Annotated in this window: 12 protein-coding genes; 8 read left to right on the top strand and 4 right to left on the bottom strand. The window is 66.1% G+C overall.

Annotation, left to right across the window (positions count from 1 at the left end; all coding sequences use genetic code 11):
- Positions 1 to 3 precede the first annotated feature (3 nt).
- Positions 4 to 993, top strand: coding sequence for an N-acetyl-D-Glu racemase DgcA (dgcA, locus tag GQY20_RS07685; protein WP_157216476.1), 990 nt, complete (start codon positions 4 to 6; stop codon positions 991 to 993).
- Positions 994 to 1244: 251 nt separating this feature from the next.
- Positions 1245 to 1730 (top strand): hypothetical protein, encoded by a 486-nt coding sequence (locus tag GQY20_RS07680; RefSeq protein ID WP_157216475.1) that lies wholly within the window; start codon positions 1245 to 1247, stop codon positions 1728 to 1730.
- Positions 1731 to 1832: 102 nt separating this feature from the next.
- Here the strand turns inward: GQY20_RS07680 and GQY20_RS07675 are convergent, their stop codons facing one another.
- Complete coding sequence (locus GQY20_RS07675) at positions 1833 to 2261, bottom strand: TIGR01244 family sulfur transferase (RefSeq protein WP_157216474.1); 429 nt, start codon at positions 2259 to 2261, stop codon at positions 1833 to 1835.
- A 312-nt stretch (positions 2262 to 2573) separates the two neighbouring features.
- Here GQY20_RS07675 and GQY20_RS07670 point away from each other — a divergent pair, with 312 nt between their 5' ends.
- Both GQY20_RS07670 and GQY20_RS07665 read left to right on the top strand, forming a co-directional pair.
- Positions 2574 to 3233: an outer membrane protein gene (locus tag GQY20_RS07670; RefSeq protein WP_157216473.1), complete on the top strand. Its 660-nt coding sequence runs from the start codon at positions 2574 to 2576 to the stop codon at positions 3231 to 3233.
- A 600-nt stretch (positions 3234 to 3833) separates the two neighbouring features.
- Positions 3834 to 6239 (top strand): TonB-dependent receptor, encoded by a 2406-nt coding sequence (locus GQY20_RS07665; RefSeq protein WP_157216472.1) that lies wholly within the window; start codon positions 3834 to 3836, stop codon positions 6237 to 6239.
- Positions 6240 to 6572: 333 nt separating this feature from the next.
- Here GQY20_RS07665 and recQ read toward each other — a convergent pair whose 3' ends face one another.
- Together recQ and GQY20_RS07655 are read right to left on the bottom strand one after the other, a co-directional pair.
- Positions 6573 to 8348, bottom strand: a complete 1776-nt coding sequence (gene recQ / locus GQY20_RS07660; RefSeq protein ID WP_157216471.1) for a DNA helicase RecQ — start codon at positions 8346 to 8348, stop codon at positions 6573 to 6575.
- Positions 8349 to 8423: 75 nt separating this feature from the next.
- Positions 8424 to 10238 (bottom strand): ABCB family ABC transporter ATP-binding protein/permease, encoded by a 1815-nt coding sequence (locus GQY20_RS07655; protein WP_157216470.1) that lies wholly within the window; start codon positions 10236 to 10238, stop codon positions 8424 to 8426.
- Between the two features lie 553 nt (positions 10239 to 10791).
- Here GQY20_RS07655 and GQY20_RS07650 point away from each other — a divergent pair.
- Genes GQY20_RS07650 through GQY20_RS07640 form a run of 3 tightly spaced genes read left to right on the top strand, consistent with a single transcriptional unit; the run spans position 10792 to position 13648 of the window.
- On the top strand, positions 10792 to 12543 hold the full coding sequence (locus GQY20_RS07650) for a tetratricopeptide repeat protein (protein WP_157216469.1): 1752 nt from the start codon (positions 10792 to 10794) through the stop codon (positions 12541 to 12543).
- Positions 12543 to 12803 carry a hypothetical protein gene (locus tag GQY20_RS07645; protein WP_157216468.1) on the top strand — a complete coding sequence of 87 codons (261 nt, stop codon included), beginning with the start codon at positions 12543 to 12545 and terminating at the stop codon, positions 12801 to 12803. The genes GQY20_RS07650 and GQY20_RS07645 overlap by 1 nt, the downstream gene beginning before the upstream one ends.
- Entirely contained in the window at positions 12800 to 13648 is an 849-nt protein-coding gene (locus GQY20_RS07640) for an HpcH/HpaI aldolase/citrate lyase family protein (RefSeq protein ID WP_157216467.1), read from the top strand. The genes GQY20_RS07645 and GQY20_RS07640 overlap by 4 nt, the downstream gene beginning before the upstream one ends.
- A 20-nt stretch (positions 13649 to 13668) precedes the next feature.
- Here GQY20_RS07640 and GQY20_RS07635 read toward each other — a convergent pair whose 3' ends face one another.
- Entirely contained in the window at positions 13669 to 13929 is a 261-nt protein-coding gene (locus GQY20_RS07635) for a hypothetical protein (protein ID WP_157216466.1), read from the bottom strand.
- Positions 13930 to 14032: 103 nt separating this feature from the next.
- Here GQY20_RS07635 and GQY20_RS07630 point away from each other — a divergent pair, with 103 nt between their 5' ends.
- Entirely contained in the window at positions 14033 to 14650 is a 618-nt protein-coding gene (locus GQY20_RS07630) for a hypothetical protein (protein WP_232475940.1), read from the top strand.
- Positions 14651 to 14669 lie beyond the last annotated feature (19 nt).

The following is a 14669-nucleotide window of genomic DNA, read 5'->3' as shown; positions in this document are numbered from 1 at the left end:
CGGATGCGGCCGCTCAGGCTGGATGCGCGGATCGAACGCTGGCCCGTGGCCGGGGCCTTCGTGATCGCGCGGGGATCGAAGACCCATGTCGACGTGGTCGTCGTCGAGCTTGCCGAGGGCGACCGGATCGGGCGCGGCGAGGCGACCGCCATCTATTATCATGGCGAAAGCGCAGAGAGCGTGCTGGCGCAGGTCGAGTCCGTGGGCGAAGCGATCCGCGCAGGCGCGGGGCGCGGGGCGCTTCAGGCCCTGCTGCCGCGCGGGGCGGCGCGCAACGCGCTGGATTCGGCGCTCTGGGATCTCGATGCGAAGCGCGCGGGGATGCCGGCGTGGCGCCTGGCCGGCCTCGCAACGCCGCAGCCGCTCACGACTGCCTATACCATCTCGCTGGGCGAGCCCGTGGAGATGGAAGCCGCAGCGCGGCGCGCCTCCGGCCGCTATCCGCTGCTCAAGCTCAAACTGGCCGGAGAGGGCGACGATGCGCGGGTGGCGGCGGTACGCCGCGGCGCACCCACCGCGCGGCTGATTGTGGATGCCAACGAGGCCTGGACGGGACGCGATGTCGCGGCCGAGGCCGCGCAGCTCGCCGCCCACGGCGTGGAACTGATCGAGCAGCCGGTAAAGGCGGGCGAAGATGCGCTCCTGGACGGCGTCGTCTCGCCCGTGCCGCTGTGCGCCGACGAAAGCTGCCAGGACCGGACCGACCTGGCGCGTTGCGTCGGCCGCTATGCGGCGATCAACATCAAGTTGGACAAGGCCGGCGGCCTCACCGAGGCGCTGGCGTTGGCGGCCGAGGCGCGGGCGAGCGGGCTGGAGATCATGGTCGGCTGCATGCTTTCGACGTCGCTCGGCATCGCGCCGGCTTTCCTGGCCGCCCAAGGCGCGCGCTGGGTGGATCTGGACGGGCCGTTGCTGCTTTCCAAGGATCGTGCGGACGGATTTCGGTTCGAGGGTGGGACGATGCATCATGCCGAGGCCCGGTTCTGGGGGTAGAACGGCGGCTTCGTATCCCGGCGAGGGATGGCGAGGGTGATGCAGATTCCGCCGAAGGCGGAGGTATCCTGAGCGAAGTCGAAGGGCTGGCATGGCGCAGGAAACACACGGCCAAAGCGATGCGTGAATATGGTAGCCCGCGGAGACGGTGGGCGCAGGGACTATCCCGATCGAGCGTGTGACGGCCGTCACTGAGGCATCCGGCGCTCCGATGTAGGTCCCCCGGCAGGGGACGAACAAGGAGACCCTGAATGCTTTACCATCTCTCGCTCGCAGCTGACGATCCCCGCCATGCCGCGAGCGTGATCGCCGAACTCTGGGGTGGCCGCGCCTTTCCCTTTCCGCCTGTAATCGCGGGAAGCTGGATCGCGATGGCTGGCGACGAGCGGCGGACCGCGATCGAATTCTATCCGCGCGGCACCGAATTGCGCCGCGCGCCGGGCGATGCGGATGCCTATGGCCTGTTGACCGGCGTGCCGCGCCACGGACCGACCCATGCGGCGATCGGTACGATGCTCGACGGCGATGCGGTTTTCGCCATCGCTGTGCGCGAGGGTTGGCCAGCGAAATATTGCAAGCGCGGCGGCGTGTTCGGTGTGATCGAGCTCTGGGTCGAGGGTTGCCAGATGATCGAAGTGCTGACCCCCGAAATGCAGCGCGAATATCGCGACGGCGTCACGATCGAGAATTGGGAGCGCTTCCTGGAGGCATCCGGTCACGTCGCCATCGCGGCCTGATCGCGGCTCTTTGCGCGCCTCGTTTCCGGAAGCGAGGCGTTGTGGAGGCGGGGCGGCTCGCCGTCATGGCGGGCCGCCCGCGTTCATCCGGGCCTCGGGCGTTCAGCCCTGGGCGGCGAGCGTATCCAGCGACGCGCGGATCGGGCTCAGATCATAACCCGCAGCTTCGGCCTTGGCGGCGAGCGCGTCGGGCGCGTCGCCCATCGTCGCGCGGGCCAGCGCCCACACGAGCGTCGACCGGGTACCCGAGCGGCAGAAGGCGAGCACCTTGCCGGGCGCGGCCTCCAGCGCAGCGCGCATCGCTTCGACCTGGTTCATCGAGAAGCCGGCATGGGTGATCGGGATGGCGGCATAGCCGAGACCGGCCTTCTTTGCCGCCGCTTCGATCTCGCTGCCCGCCGGCTGGCCGGGCTGTTCCTCATCGGGACGATTGTTGATCACGAAGGTGACGCCGAGCGCGGCCGCTTCTGCGATGTCGGCCGGGTTCACCTGACCGGCGACCATGATCGTATCGTCGAGCGTGCGGAACATCGGCCATCTCCTTATCGGCTCATCTCCGCCCGCCTGCAAAAAGGCGAGGGATCGGCGCTTCGCTTAGCCGTGCGGCGGGCCGGCGTCCACTGCGAGAGCGGTTCCGGCCGGGCGCCCCGATCCCGCATGGCCGAGGCGCGTTCGCCCCATTTGTTCATCGGGATGAAAGAAACCGTGCCCCCGCGGCCACAGGCGGCGGCAAAGGGCCGCTGACGTGGTCGATTGTGCGGAACGATCCCAGGCCCCGGCGCTTCTCCCCCCGCGGCGCCAAGGCGGTGCTGCTTTCATTTCAGTAGATTACGGGGAATACCAATGAAGACCATTTTGCTCGCATCCAGCGTCGCTCTCGCCGCGGCTGCGGCTCCGGCGTTCGCGCAGGACACCGCGCCGGCGCCTGATGCCATGAGCTTCACTGGCCCACGCGCAGAGATATTCGGCGGCTGGGACCGGGTGGGCGCGCGCGCCCGCTATGATGACGGTGCAACCCGGATAACCGAAAAAGGCCATAAGGACGGTGCGCTGGGCGGTGCCCTGATCGGCTATGATTTCCCGATCGGCGATCGCTTCGTTGCGGGTCCGCTCGGCAGCATTTCCTTCTCGACCGCCAAGCAGTGCCTGTATGGCGCCGATACCATTGCGTGCGTGCGGCCGGGCCGCGAAATCGAGGGCGGCGCCCGCTTCGGCGCCAAGATGGGCAACCAGGCGCTGGTCTATGCCAAGGGCGCCTATGTGAATGGTCAGATCCGGGCAACCGTTGCCGACGGCTTCGACTATTATCATGCCCATGCCAATCGCGACGGCTGGCGTGCGGGCGCGGGCGTGGAATATGCCCTGAACCGCCATGCCTATCTGAAGGCGGAATATGACTATACCCGCTTCAAGAGCTTTGGCGCCGATGAACTCGGCACGCCGGACACCCGCGTGCGGTTCGACCGGAACCAGGTGCTCGGGGGCTTCGGCGTCCGTTTCTGATTGCGGGAGAGTGAGAACGGCCTGCAATCCATCGGTATCGGATAAGCCGTTCTGACGCTTCTTTCCTGATCGGGCCGCTTCCTCCGGGGAGCGGCCCTTTCTTATGTTTCCAGCCTGTCCGGTTTCTGGCTTCAGTCTGTCCGACCTGTCATCGGACCATCCTTCGGCTTCACAAGCCTGACCGGGAAGCGAGGATTTCCGGCGATGTCGCGGTCGCGAAAACGGCGTCGCTCCGCAAAAACGAAGCTAAACAATCTTTCACTGTTTACAACAATTCCGCAGTGCCCGGTCCCGGTTGCGCCTGTGAAACGGAAGGCTCATGCTCAGCCCCACGCAAAGGATGCGTCAAATGAGCCGGGCAAAAATCCGGCCATGAGGGGTGAGGACTTTGCCAGATGGGTGCCGCACGCGCCGGTTTCGGCGCGTAACCTTCCTATTGTCTGAAGCGTGAGAAGGGGCATGCAATCCTGAGCATCGACCGATCCTCTACCGGACAGGGGAGAAAGTCACATGCGCATTGGCGGGACGGATCAAGCGAAAAGGTCGAAAGCTGCGTTGCTGCTCGGAACGGCGACGATACTCCTCCTCCCAGGACAGGCCATGGCGCAGGGTGCGCCATCCACCGTGATCAGCGGCGTCGAGGATATCGTCGTCACCGCGCAGAAGCGCGAACAGAATCTGCAGGTCGTGCCGATCTCGATCACCGCGATCAGCGCGGATACGATCAAGGCCAACCGCATCCAGGACGTGCGCGATCTGAGCGCCGTGGCGCCCAACCTCACGGTGCGCGTCGCTACCGGCGGCAGCCAACAGCCCAACTATACGCTGCGCGGCATATTGACCGGCGGCTCCGCCGCGGGATCGGACAAGGGGGTCTCGCTCTATCTCGACGGCGTCTACGTCCAGAACGTGCAGGGATCGATCTTCGAATTCGCCGACATCGAGCGGATCGAGGTCTTGAAAGGACCGCAGGGTACGCTGTTCGGCCGCAATGCAACCGGTGGTGCGATCAGCATCATCACGCGCAATCCGAGCGGCAAATTCGGCATCAAGCAGGATTTCACCTACGGCAATTATGATCAGATCCGTAGCAAGACGCGGATCGACCTGCCCCAATTCGGACCGATCAGCGCTTCCTTCACCTATCTCCATTCCGAACGGCGCGGCGACATCCGCAATCTCGGTGCCGGGACGAAATGGGATTACGGACCGGCATCGGGCGGCAAGCAGGGCGTCGCAACCTCACCCAAATGGCTGGGCAGCGACAATGTCGAGGCCGTATCGGCGGCCGTGAAGTTCGATTTCACAGCGGATCTCGATCTGGTCTACAAATTCGACTATTCGGAAAATCATTATACGCCAAATGGCCAGGGCGTTGCCTATCTCCTGGATTCGAGCACGCTGCAATATGGCGGCGTAAATCCCAACCTGCTGTTCCTCAACGCGCTCTACAACACCAGCCCGAATCCGATGACGCCGATCACCAACAAGCGGCCGAAGGCGGTGAACAACGCCTATCACATACCGAGCTTCACCAAAACCTACGGGCATAATCTCACGGCGAAATATCAGCTGAACGATTCGATCGCGATCAAGGACATATTGGCCTATCGCAAGGCCTATCTGCGCACGGCCTTCCAGCTCGACGGGCTCGGCGGGCTCATCAACGCCATCCCAACCCAGTTCGGCACCTTCCCGATCGATTCGAGCGGACCGCTGGGCGCGCCATATACCTTCCTCGCGAACAATGGCGAGCATTCCGAGAAGCAGTGGAGCAACGAGCTGCAGCTCAACATCACGACCGACTGGTTCAATCTCACCGCCGGCTATCTGCACTTCGAGGACAAGGCGTCCACCGCGGGCTTCGAAGGCCAGTTCAACACCACCATTTCCCGCGCCATCGCCGGGCAGAATACCGACGCGGCAGGAACGCCGTTCGTGATCCTCGGCAATCCGGGCTATCAGCATACCCGAGTGAAGGTGATTTCGGATGCGGTGTTCGTGCAGCCGGAAATCCATATCACCGACCAGTTCGACATCGTCGGCGGCGCGCGCATCACGCGCGACAAGAAGCATGGCGTGGAATATCTGCCCAACCAGCCGCTGAATCCCAGTCTGCCGCGCCTGACCTCGCCGATCCAATATCGCCGCAGCCACGCGACCTTCCTCGCCGGCGTGAACTACCGGCCGACCGACCGCATCCTGACCTATGCCAAATATGCGACCGGCTATATTTCCGGCGGGCAGCTCGCCACCATCACCTTCAAGCCCGAGACCGCCAAGAGCTGGGAGGCGGGCATCAAGGCCGACCTGTTCGATAGGCGCTTCCGCAGCAACCTGGCGCTGTTCAGCGTCAAATACCGCAACATCCAATATACCACCTCGGGCCAGCTGACCGGCGTGCCGAGCTCCTTCCCCTTCTCCCAGGCGGTGATCTCGACCGCCAATGCCAAGGCGAAGGGCTTCGAATGGGAGAATACGATCGTGCCGCTGAACGGCCTGACCCTGACGGCCAATGTCGGCCTCACCGATCTGAAGTTCGATCAGGGCAGCGTCTTCCCGGGCCTGCTGCTACAGTCGGGCGCGCCGGGCTACCAGGTGTTCCAGCGGCCGAAATGGACGGGCAGCCTGGCCGCGCAATATGAGACGCCGCCGGTGCTGGCGGGCGGCCGGCTGGTGCTGCGCGCGGACGGCAATTTCCGCAGCCGCATCCTCCATACGTCCGACATCACGCCGGGCGCGGCCACCACGGCCGCGCAGATCCCGAGCGTGCTCGCCGATCCCAAGCTGGTGAAGGCGGCGACGACGCCCTTCCAGTGGATCGTCAACGCGCGGATCGCGCTGGTCGACATCGATGTCGCCGGCAGCAAGGCCTATGTCGCAGCCTGGGGGCGGAACATCTTAAACAACCGCAACATCACCCAGTTCACCGGGCTCGGCCCGGTTGCCTCGGTGATCTACGAGCGGGCGCCGACCTATGGCATCGACGTGGGATTCGAATTCTAGGGAAAGCTGCGTGCAGCCTGACTCTTTCACCCCTCCCCTGAAGGGGAGGGTTATCGCATATGGCGAAATCGCTGCATGCGGGCCTCCTCATCCTCCCCAGCTCTGCTGGGGAGGGGGACCAGCCGAAGGCTGGTGGAGGGGAAATACCGTGCATTTGCAAAGTGCGAGCCGTTAGCCAGCCGCGCATTTCCCCTCCACCGCGCTGCGCGCGGTCCCCCTCCCCATCTGCGATGGGGAGGATGAAGAACTCTGCCGTTCATATGCGATAACCCTGCCCTTCGGGGGAGGGGCTTATGCGTTCCAATCATCACAGCTTAGTGAGAGCCGGGCGGCTCAGGCGAACTGGCGGATGGCGTCGAGAAAGGCGTCGCCATAGGCTTCGAGCTTCTTGGCGCCGACGCCGGCGATGGTGCCGAGCGCGCCGCGGGTGCGCGGCTTCAGCGCCGCCATTTCGCGCAGCGTGGCATCGTGGAAGATCACATAGGGCGGCACCCCCTGATCCCTGGCGAGATCGCGGCGGACGGCGCGCAGCGCCTCGAACAGGGGATCGTGGGGATGCTCCTCCACACTGCCGCCGCCCCGATCGCGGCGGCGCCGCTCGCGCTTCGGCGGCAGGACGACGTCGACGCGCTCCTCGCCCTTCAGGATCGGCCGGGCGGCGGGGCCGAAGCTGAGGCCGCCATATTCGTCGGCGCGCAGCGCGTCGCGGGCCATCAGCGCGCGGGCGACCGGCTTGATCAGCGTCAGATCATCGGCGCTCGCGATGCCGAAGACGGAGAGCCGGTCATGGCCCAGGCTCCGGACCTTCTCATTGTCGCGGCCGGCGAGCACGTCGGTGAGATGGCCGAGGCCGTAGCGCATCTCGGTGCGGAAGGCGGCGGAGAGCAGCTTGCGCGCGGTTTCGGTAGCGTCGGCGGCGGTGGGCGGATTGAGGCAATTGTCGCAATTGCCGCAGGCCGGCGGCGGATCCTCGCCGAAATGGCGGAGCAGGATCGCGCGGCGGCAGCTGCCGGATTCGACGAGGGCGGCGAGCGCGTTGAGCCGCTGCCGCTCGCCGGGGCGGCGATCCTCCGGCGTCTCGACCTCGATGCGGCGGCGCGCGCGGGCGAAATCCTCCGCGCCCCAGAAGAGATGGGCGACCGCCGGATCGCCGTCGCGCCCGGCGCGGCCGGTCTCCTGATAATAGGCCTCGATCGACTTGGGCAGGCCGGCATGGGCGACGAAGCGCACGTCCGGCTTGTCGATGCCCATGCCGAAGGCGATGGTGGCCGCCATCACCATATCCTCGCTGGCGACGAAGGCGCGCTGATTGGCGGCGCGCACGGCGGGATCGAGGCCGGCATGATAGGCGCGGGCGGGCCTTCCGGAGGCGGTAAGCGCGGCGGCGATGCGTTCGGTGGCGTCGCGGCTCGGCGCATAGACGATGCCGGGCCCTTCGACCTCGGCGACGAGGCGGGCGAGCTGGCGCGGCAGGCCGTCGCGCGGGCTGATCGCGTAGCGGATGTTGGGCCGGTCGAACCCGGCGAGGATGAGGCCGTCCTCGGGTATGCCGAGCTGCGCCAATATGTCGGCGCGGGTGTGGCGATCGGCCGTCGCGGTGAGGGCCAGCCGCGGCACCTCGGGGTGGGCATCGAGCAGCGGGCGCAGCAGGCGATAGTCGGGGCGGAAATCATGGCCCCATTCGGAAACGCAATGCGCCTCGTCGATCGCGAACAAAGCGAGCGGCGCCGCGCGGTCGATCAGCCGCTGGAAGCCTTCGGTGGAGGCGCGTTCCGGCGCGACGTAGAGCAGATCGAGATCGCCGCTCCGGAAGCGCGAGAGCGTCTCGTCGCGATTGTCGTCGGCGGAGGTGAGCGCGGCGGCGCGGATGCCGGCAGCCTCGGCGGAGCGGACCTGATCGTGCATCAGCGCGATCAGCGGCGAGATGACGAGGCCCGTGCCGCGCCGGCACAGCGCCGGGACCTGATAGGTGAGCGACTTGCCCGCGCCGGTCGGCATCACGGCCAGCGTGTGGGCGCCGGCCATGACCCGATCGATCACCTCCTCCTGCCGGCCGCGGAACGACGCATAGCCGAAGGTGGAGTGGAGGACGTCGAGCGGGGCGGGCATGGGGCGGGGTAAATTCCTTGAAGCTGGGGGCCGCCTTATCTCATCCTTCTCCACAGGGGGAGGATTTAGGAAGGGCTATTCCGCGGCGAGGGCTTCTTCGCGTTCGGCGGCCTGGCGGGCCCACATTTCGGCGTAGAGGCCGTCGCGGGCCAGCAGCGCGGCGTGGGTGCCGCGTTCGGCAATGCGGCCGGCCTCCAGCACGACGATCTCGTCGGCATGGACGATGGTGGAGAGGCGGTGAGCGATGACGATGGTGGTGCGGCCCTGCTCCACTGCCTGGAGGGTCGACTGGATCTCGGCCTCGGTGCGGCTGTCGAGCGCGCTGGTCGCCTCGTCGAGGATAAGCAGCGGCGGATTCTTGAGCAGGGTGCGGGCGATCGCGACGCGCTGCTTCTCGCCGCCTGACAATTTGAGACCGCGCTCGCCGACGCGCGTCGCATAGCCTTGCGGCAGGGAGAGGATGAAATCGTGGATCGCCGCGCCGCGCGCCGCCGCCTCGATGTCGGCCTGGGTCGCGCCTTCGCGGCCATAGCCGATATTATAGCCGATCGTGTCGTTGAACAGCACCGTATCCTGCGGGACGATGCCGATCGCCTTGCGCAGCGATTCCTGGCCGACGGCGGCAATGTCCTGCCCGTCGATCGTCACCCGCCCGTCGGCGATCTCGTAGAAACGGAAGAGGATGCGGGCGAGGGTGGACTTGCCGGCGCCGGAAGGGCCGACCACCGCCAGGGTCGCGCCTCCGGGCACGTCGAAGCTCACATCCTTGAGGATCGGCCGCTGCGGATCATAGGCGAAATCGACATGCTCGAAGCGCACGCGGCCGCTGTTGACGGTGAGCGGTGGCGCGCCGGGAAGATCGACCACCTCGGCGGGCGTATCGATCAGGCCGAACATCGCCTCCATGTCGATCAGCCCCTGGCGGATCTCGCGATAGACCATGCCGAGCAGATCGAGCGGGCGGAAAAGCTGGGAGAGCAGGGTGTTGACCAGCACGACGTCGCCGGTGCTGAACTGGCCGCGACTCCAGCCCCAGACGGTATAGCCCATCGCGCCGGCCATCATCAGGTTGGTGATGAAGGACTGGCCGATGTTGAGCCAGGCCAGCGACGTCTCGTTCTGGACGGCGGCGTCGGCATAGTTGCGCACGGCGAGCCCGTAGCGCTGCGTCTCGCGCTCCTCCGCGCTGAAATATTTGACCGTCTCGTAATTGAGCAGCGAATCCACCGCGCGGGCGACGGCGTTGTTGTCATGCTCCACCATCGCGCGGCGCATCTTGGTGCGCCATTCGGTCACGGTCCGGGTGAAGAGGATATAGGCCGCAACCATGACGACGGTGGCGACGACGAGGCCGGGGCCGAACTTCACGAAGAAGATCACGCAGACTGCGGTCAGCTCGATCACCGTCGGGCCGATGTTGAACAGGATGAAGTAGAGCATCGTATCGATGCTCTTGGTGCCGCGCTCGACGATCTTGGTCAGTGCGCCGGTGCGCCGTTCGAGGTGGAAGCGCAGCGACAGCGCATGGAGATGGCGGAACACCTCGACCGAGAGGCGCCGCGCGGCATCCTGGCCGACCCGTTCGAAGATCGCGTTGCGCAGATTGTCGAACAGCACGCCGCCGAAGCGGGCCCCGGCATAGGCGACCACCAGAGCGATGGCGAGGCCGGCGGCCGGCTGCAGGCCCGGCGCCATGCGATCGATCGCGCCCTTATAGGCGAAGGGCATCAGCAAGGTGACCGCCTTGGACAGCAGCACCAGCAGCAGCGCGACGACCACGGTCAGCCGCAGGCGCGTCTCGCCCTTCGGCCAGAGATAGGGAATGAAGCGGCGCAGCGCCCCCCAGCCATCGGCGGGGTTCTGCTGTTCTGTGGGGCGATCGGGTGGCATCGCTGCTCTAGATAGGGGAGCGTTCGCCTCCCGCCAATCGGGCAGACACCATCCGGCGCGCAATCAACCGGCAGCGATGGGTGAGAACTGACCCGGCCACGCCTGTGGGGGGTGGCGTGGCCGGGCCAGAGAGCGGCCTGAACGCACATGCAGCTCTGTGGGGGAGAGCTGATTGGTGGGCGTTCCAAGCCTTACGCGAGACCGGTGCGATCGAACCTGCCGGGATGGGACCAGAACCATCGTCGGCCGTTCGGATCATGGCCTCGCTTGACAACCCTCGTGCCGAAAACGGGTTGTGCAATTAAGTGTGAGACCGTCTTTCACGGTGAATAATCGCTGTCATCGGCCTGCTTTGTGCCGGCAATGGGTGGATCCGATGCGCGAAACGGATCGATATTCGCAGCCGGACGGCGTTCGAGCTTGCATATCCGTGCAGGAAAAAGGGGATGGCGGCGGAAATGCCAGATCGCTATAGGCTGATGTCAGAAGGTGCCATTTCACGGTAACATGTGTGTATGCGTAAAAAGCCGGGGCGCTGAGGGGCAGATCGAACATGGCAGATGACCCCGCGGTCACCCCCGACCCCTTTCGCGCGCGAATCCTCTCCGAGGTCGAGCAGATCTCAGGCACCGCCGAGTTCGAGCGGGCGCCGGTCATGCGCCGGCTGCTTTCATTCCTGGTCGATGCCACGCTGAACGGCCAGGGCGACGAGCTGAAGGCCTATGCGGTCGCCGTCGACGGCCTCGGCCGGTCGCCGGATTTCGACGCGCAGTCGGACAGCTATCCCCGTGTCCAGGTCGGCCGGCTGCGCCGCATGCTGGAGGCGCATTATGCCCAGCATCCGCCGGCCGACGATATTCGGCTGTCCGTGCCCCAGGGCCGGTACCGCGTCCATTTCGAGCCCAGCGAGCCGCCTGCCGAACAGTTCGCCCGGCCGGTGCCGCCTGCGCCGCCGGCAACAGCCAAGCCGCGCCGCTCCTGGGTGGCGATCGGCGCGCTGCTGGTGTTGCTGGGTTTCGTCTCGCTGTTGCTCTGGGTCTGGATCGCCGGCACCATACAGCAACAGCCGCAGGCGGCGGTTCCCGCGCGCGAAGCGCTGGTGACCCCGCCGCTGCTGGAACTCAGCCGCGTGACAGCCCCGCCCGACGAGGCGGAAAGCGCCGCCATGGCGGATTCGGTGTTGCTGGACGGGTTGCGGCGCTCCTGGCTCGTCCGGCTGCGCTCGGTGCCAGCCGCGCCGGCCAAGCCGGGTGCTGCGGCCAATCCGGGGCCGGCGGTCGATTATCGGCTGACCGGCGAGATCGTCGAGGGGCCCAAGCCGATTCTCTATCTGCGCCTCTGGCGTGCCCGATCGGACGTGCTGCTTTGGTCCGATCAGGTGACGCTGGCACATAAGCCGGAGATGGTGGCGGATTCCCTGTCGCCGATCCTGGCCGATCTCATCCAGTCCTACGGCGTGATCGCCACCGATCAGCGCGCGCAATATTCGGACAACCCGGCGCCAGGCTATGCCTGTCAACTGATGCTCTATCGCTACAAGCGCGAGCGCAGCGTGGCGATGCATGCCGAGACCCGTGCCTGCGTGGACCGGACGCTGGAGATCGATCCCAACAATGCGCAGGCGCTCGCCGCGCAAGCCTATCTGACGATCGACGAGCAGGTGTTCGGCTATGACACCGAACCCGGCAATCCGACCGAGCGCGCATTCGGCCTGGCCCGGGCCGCCGTTGCGGGCGATCCCTTCCTGCCCTTCGCCCATTATGCCTTTGCGCGGGCCGCCTATTTCTCCGGATCGTGCGATCTCGCCAAGCGGGAGGGGGAGCGGGCGATCGAGCTCAATCCCCATGATCCAGACATGATGGCGACGGTTGCCGTGCTGCTGCTGAATTGCGGCGATACCGCCGCGGAGACGATTTCGCGCAAGGCGATCGCGCTGGATCCCAACGCTCCGGCGTCCTTCTATACGCCGCTGGTCTATTCGGCGCTGGAGCGTCACGACTATCGCAATGCGCTGATCGAGGCGCGGAAGATGACGCCGCCGGCCAGCGGCACCAGCACCTTCTATTATCTCACCATGGCTGTGGTGGAAGCGGCCAACAACAATAGCGACGAAGCGGGTGAAGCCTGGCGTCATTACGCCGCGCTCGCACCCAAGGCGACGCAGGATCCGGGGCCGCTGCTCGACCGGTACCAGATCGCGCCGAAGCTGCGCGATCTCAGCCTCGGCATCTTGCGCAAGGCCGGGCTGGTGCCGGCACCGCCGCCCGAGCCTGCCAATGTGCTGGATAACGAATCCGGCGGCTGATGCAGCAGGCGATCGTCCAGGGGCTGGAATGGTATGGCGCGGTTGCAGGTGCCGTCGCGGCATTGATCGTATCGTTGGATCTCGGGCGTCGATGGACCGGCATCGGCTTCGTCATCTTCGTCAGCTCGTCCCTCACACTGATTGGCTGGGGTTTCCTCAAGCCGGACGCGCAGGGCATAGGCACGCAGAATATCGTGCTGCTGATCATCAACCTGATCGGCGTCTATCGTTACATAATCCGCAAGAAGGACCCTGCATGAGATTGCGATCGCTGTTGTTCGTGCCCGGAGACCGGCCGGAGCGGATGGAAAAGGCCCTGGGCATCGGTGCCGACGCGCTGATCCTCGATCTCGAGGACGCGGTGGCGGCGAGCAGGAAGGACGAGGCGCGGCAGGCGATCGCCGAGTTCCTCGCGCGCCCGCGCACGAAGACGCTGTTCGTGCGGATCAATCCGCTCGATTCCGGCATGGCCGAGGATGATGTAGCAGCGGTCGCGGATGCGGCTCCGGACGGCATCATGCTGCCCAAGGCGGAGGGCGGCAACTCCATCGCCGCGCTCGACGCGCTGCTGACGAAGGCGGGCAACGACAGCGCCCGCATCCTGCCGATCGGCAGTGAGACGCCATCGGCGGTTTTCGGGCTGGGCAGCTTCGGCAACTCCAGCGATCGGCTATGCGGCCTGACCTGGGGAGCGGAGGACCTGCCCGCCGCAATCGGGGCGGCCAGCGCGCGCGAGGATGACGGCAGCTACACGCCGCCCTATCAGGTCGTGCGTTCGCTGGTGCTGTTCGGCGCGCATGCTGCCGGCGTTCCCGCGATCGAGACGGTGTTTCCCGCATTCCGCGATCTTGACGGGCTGGCGGCCTATGCGGTGCGCGGCGCGCGTGACGGCTTCACCGGCATGATGGCGATCCATCCCACCCAGATTCCGATCATCAATTCGGCCTTCACGCCTTCCGATGCCGCGGTGGCGCATGCGCGTGCCGTGGTCGCCGCCTTTGCCGCCAATCCCGGCGCGGGCGCGCTGAGCCTGGATGGAAAGATGATCGACGCGCCCCATCTCAAGCAGGCGCAGCATATATTGGGGCTTGCCGGCGAGGCCTGAGGGAAGAGCCGGGTGAGGAATTAAAGCAGGAAAGCCAGGAAGAAGACGAAGCCGAACGCCCAGGCGGTGAGGAAGAGCTGGAGGTCGTCCCGCCATGTCGCGTCGGATGGAGCCGGGCGCAGTTCATCGGACGGAATCTCCGCCCAATCCGGCGTCCACGTCGTTTCGCGGCGACGGATCAGTCGAGCGTCGAGGCGGGCGCTTCGGATCGGGTGGGACATAAGCAAGGTTAACGATTCTAAAACCATCTTGTCTCGCACGGAAATCGCGGGTTCGGCCATTGTGCCAGGCTGGGACGCAACGCCGGCGTGGAACCAGGCGGGCAAGCTTGAAAAATCCCTCCGGTGGTTGCGCTCCTGGCCGGCTTGGGCCAAGCGGAGCAACATGCGCGTTTCGATGCTTGCCCTGGCGGCCTGTCTCGTTCTCTCCGGAAGTGCCGGCGCGGCCCATGAGCTTCGGCAGGGCGCCGAGGATCGGGCGCGGCGCGAGGAAGCCTGGGCGCTGCTGCGCGAGTTCAATGCCCGGCTGCTCGCCAACAGCAGCGCGACGCTGGTGCTGGAGCAGTGGTGCGGCGAGCATCATCTGGCCCCGCAGGCGCTGATCGTCGCGGAACAGGTGAAGGATGTGGTGAAGCCCGCCGGTGCCGAACAGCGCCGCCGGCTGGACGTGGGTCCGGACGAACCGATCGGCTATCGCCGGGTGCGCCTCAGATGCGGCGACCTTATCCTGTCCGAGGCGGATAATTGGTATGTGCCGGGCCGCCTGACGCCGGAGATGAACAGACTGCTGGAGCGGACGGACACGCCGTTCGGAAAGGCGGTGCGCGATCTGCGACCGGCGCGGCGCACCATAGCGGTGAAGACGTTGTGGCGGCGTGGCACCGCGATGCCAGACCATGTGTTGCAGCATCGGGCCGTACTGATCGACGCCGAGGGGCGGCCGATCTCGGAAGTCTATGAAAATTATACGCGCGCGCTGCTGGAAGGGGTGACTGCGCGATAGGGCGGCGAACTGCTCCACC

Source organism: Flavisphingomonas formosensis, from assembly GCF_009755815.1.
GTDB classification, from domain to species: Bacteria; Pseudomonadota; Alphaproteobacteria; order Sphingomonadales; family Sphingomonadaceae; genus Flavisphingomonas; species Flavisphingomonas formosensis.
This window is presented reverse-complemented; position numbering and strand designations above follow the sequence as displayed.

Excerpts from the sequence above, each read along its gene's own strand:
- GQY20_RS07670 (WP_157216473.1), top strand. The coding sequence starts at position 2,574 with ATGAAGACCATTTTGCTCGCATCCAGCGTCGCTCTCGCCGCGGCTGCG.
- GQY20_RS07640 (WP_157216467.1), top strand. The coding sequence starts at position 12,800 with ATGAGATTGCGATCGCTGTTGTTCGTGCCCGGAGACCGGCCGGAGCGG.
- recQ (WP_157216471.1), bottom strand. The coding sequence starts at position 8,348 with ATGCCCGCCCCGCTCGACGTCCTCCACTCCACCTTCGGCTATGCGTCG.
- GQY20_RS07675 (WP_157216474.1), bottom strand. The coding sequence starts at position 2,261 with ATGTTCCGCACGCTCGACGATACGATCATGGTCGCCGGTCAGGTGAAC.
- GQY20_RS07655 (WP_157216470.1), bottom strand. The coding sequence starts at position 10,238 with ATGCCACCCGATCGCCCCACAGAACAGCAGAACCCCGCCGATGGCTGG.
- GQY20_RS07680 (WP_157216475.1), top strand. The coding sequence starts at position 1,245 with ATGCTTTACCATCTCTCGCTCGCAGCTGACGATCCCCGCCATGCCGCG.
- GQY20_RS07650 (WP_157216469.1), top strand. The coding sequence starts at position 10,792 with ATGGCAGATGACCCCGCGGTCACCCCCGACCCCTTTCGCGCGCGAATC.
- dgcA (WP_157216476.1), top strand. The coding sequence starts at position 4 with ATGCGGCCGCTCAGGCTGGATGCGCGGATCGAACGCTGGCCCGTGGCC.
- GQY20_RS07635 (WP_157216466.1), bottom strand. The coding sequence starts at position 13,929 with ATGGCCGAACCCGCGATTTCCGTGCGAGACAAGATGGTTTTAGAATCG.
- GQY20_RS07645 (WP_157216468.1), top strand. The coding sequence starts at position 12,543 with ATGCAGCAGGCGATCGTCCAGGGGCTGGAATGGTATGGCGCGGTTGCA.
- GQY20_RS07665 (WP_157216472.1), top strand. The coding sequence starts at position 3,834 with ATGGCGCAGGGTGCGCCATCCACCGTGATCAGCGGCGTCGAGGATATC.
- GQY20_RS07630 (WP_232475940.1), top strand. The coding sequence starts at position 14,033 with ATGCGCGTTTCGATGCTTGCCCTGGCGGCCTGTCTCGTTCTCTCCGGA.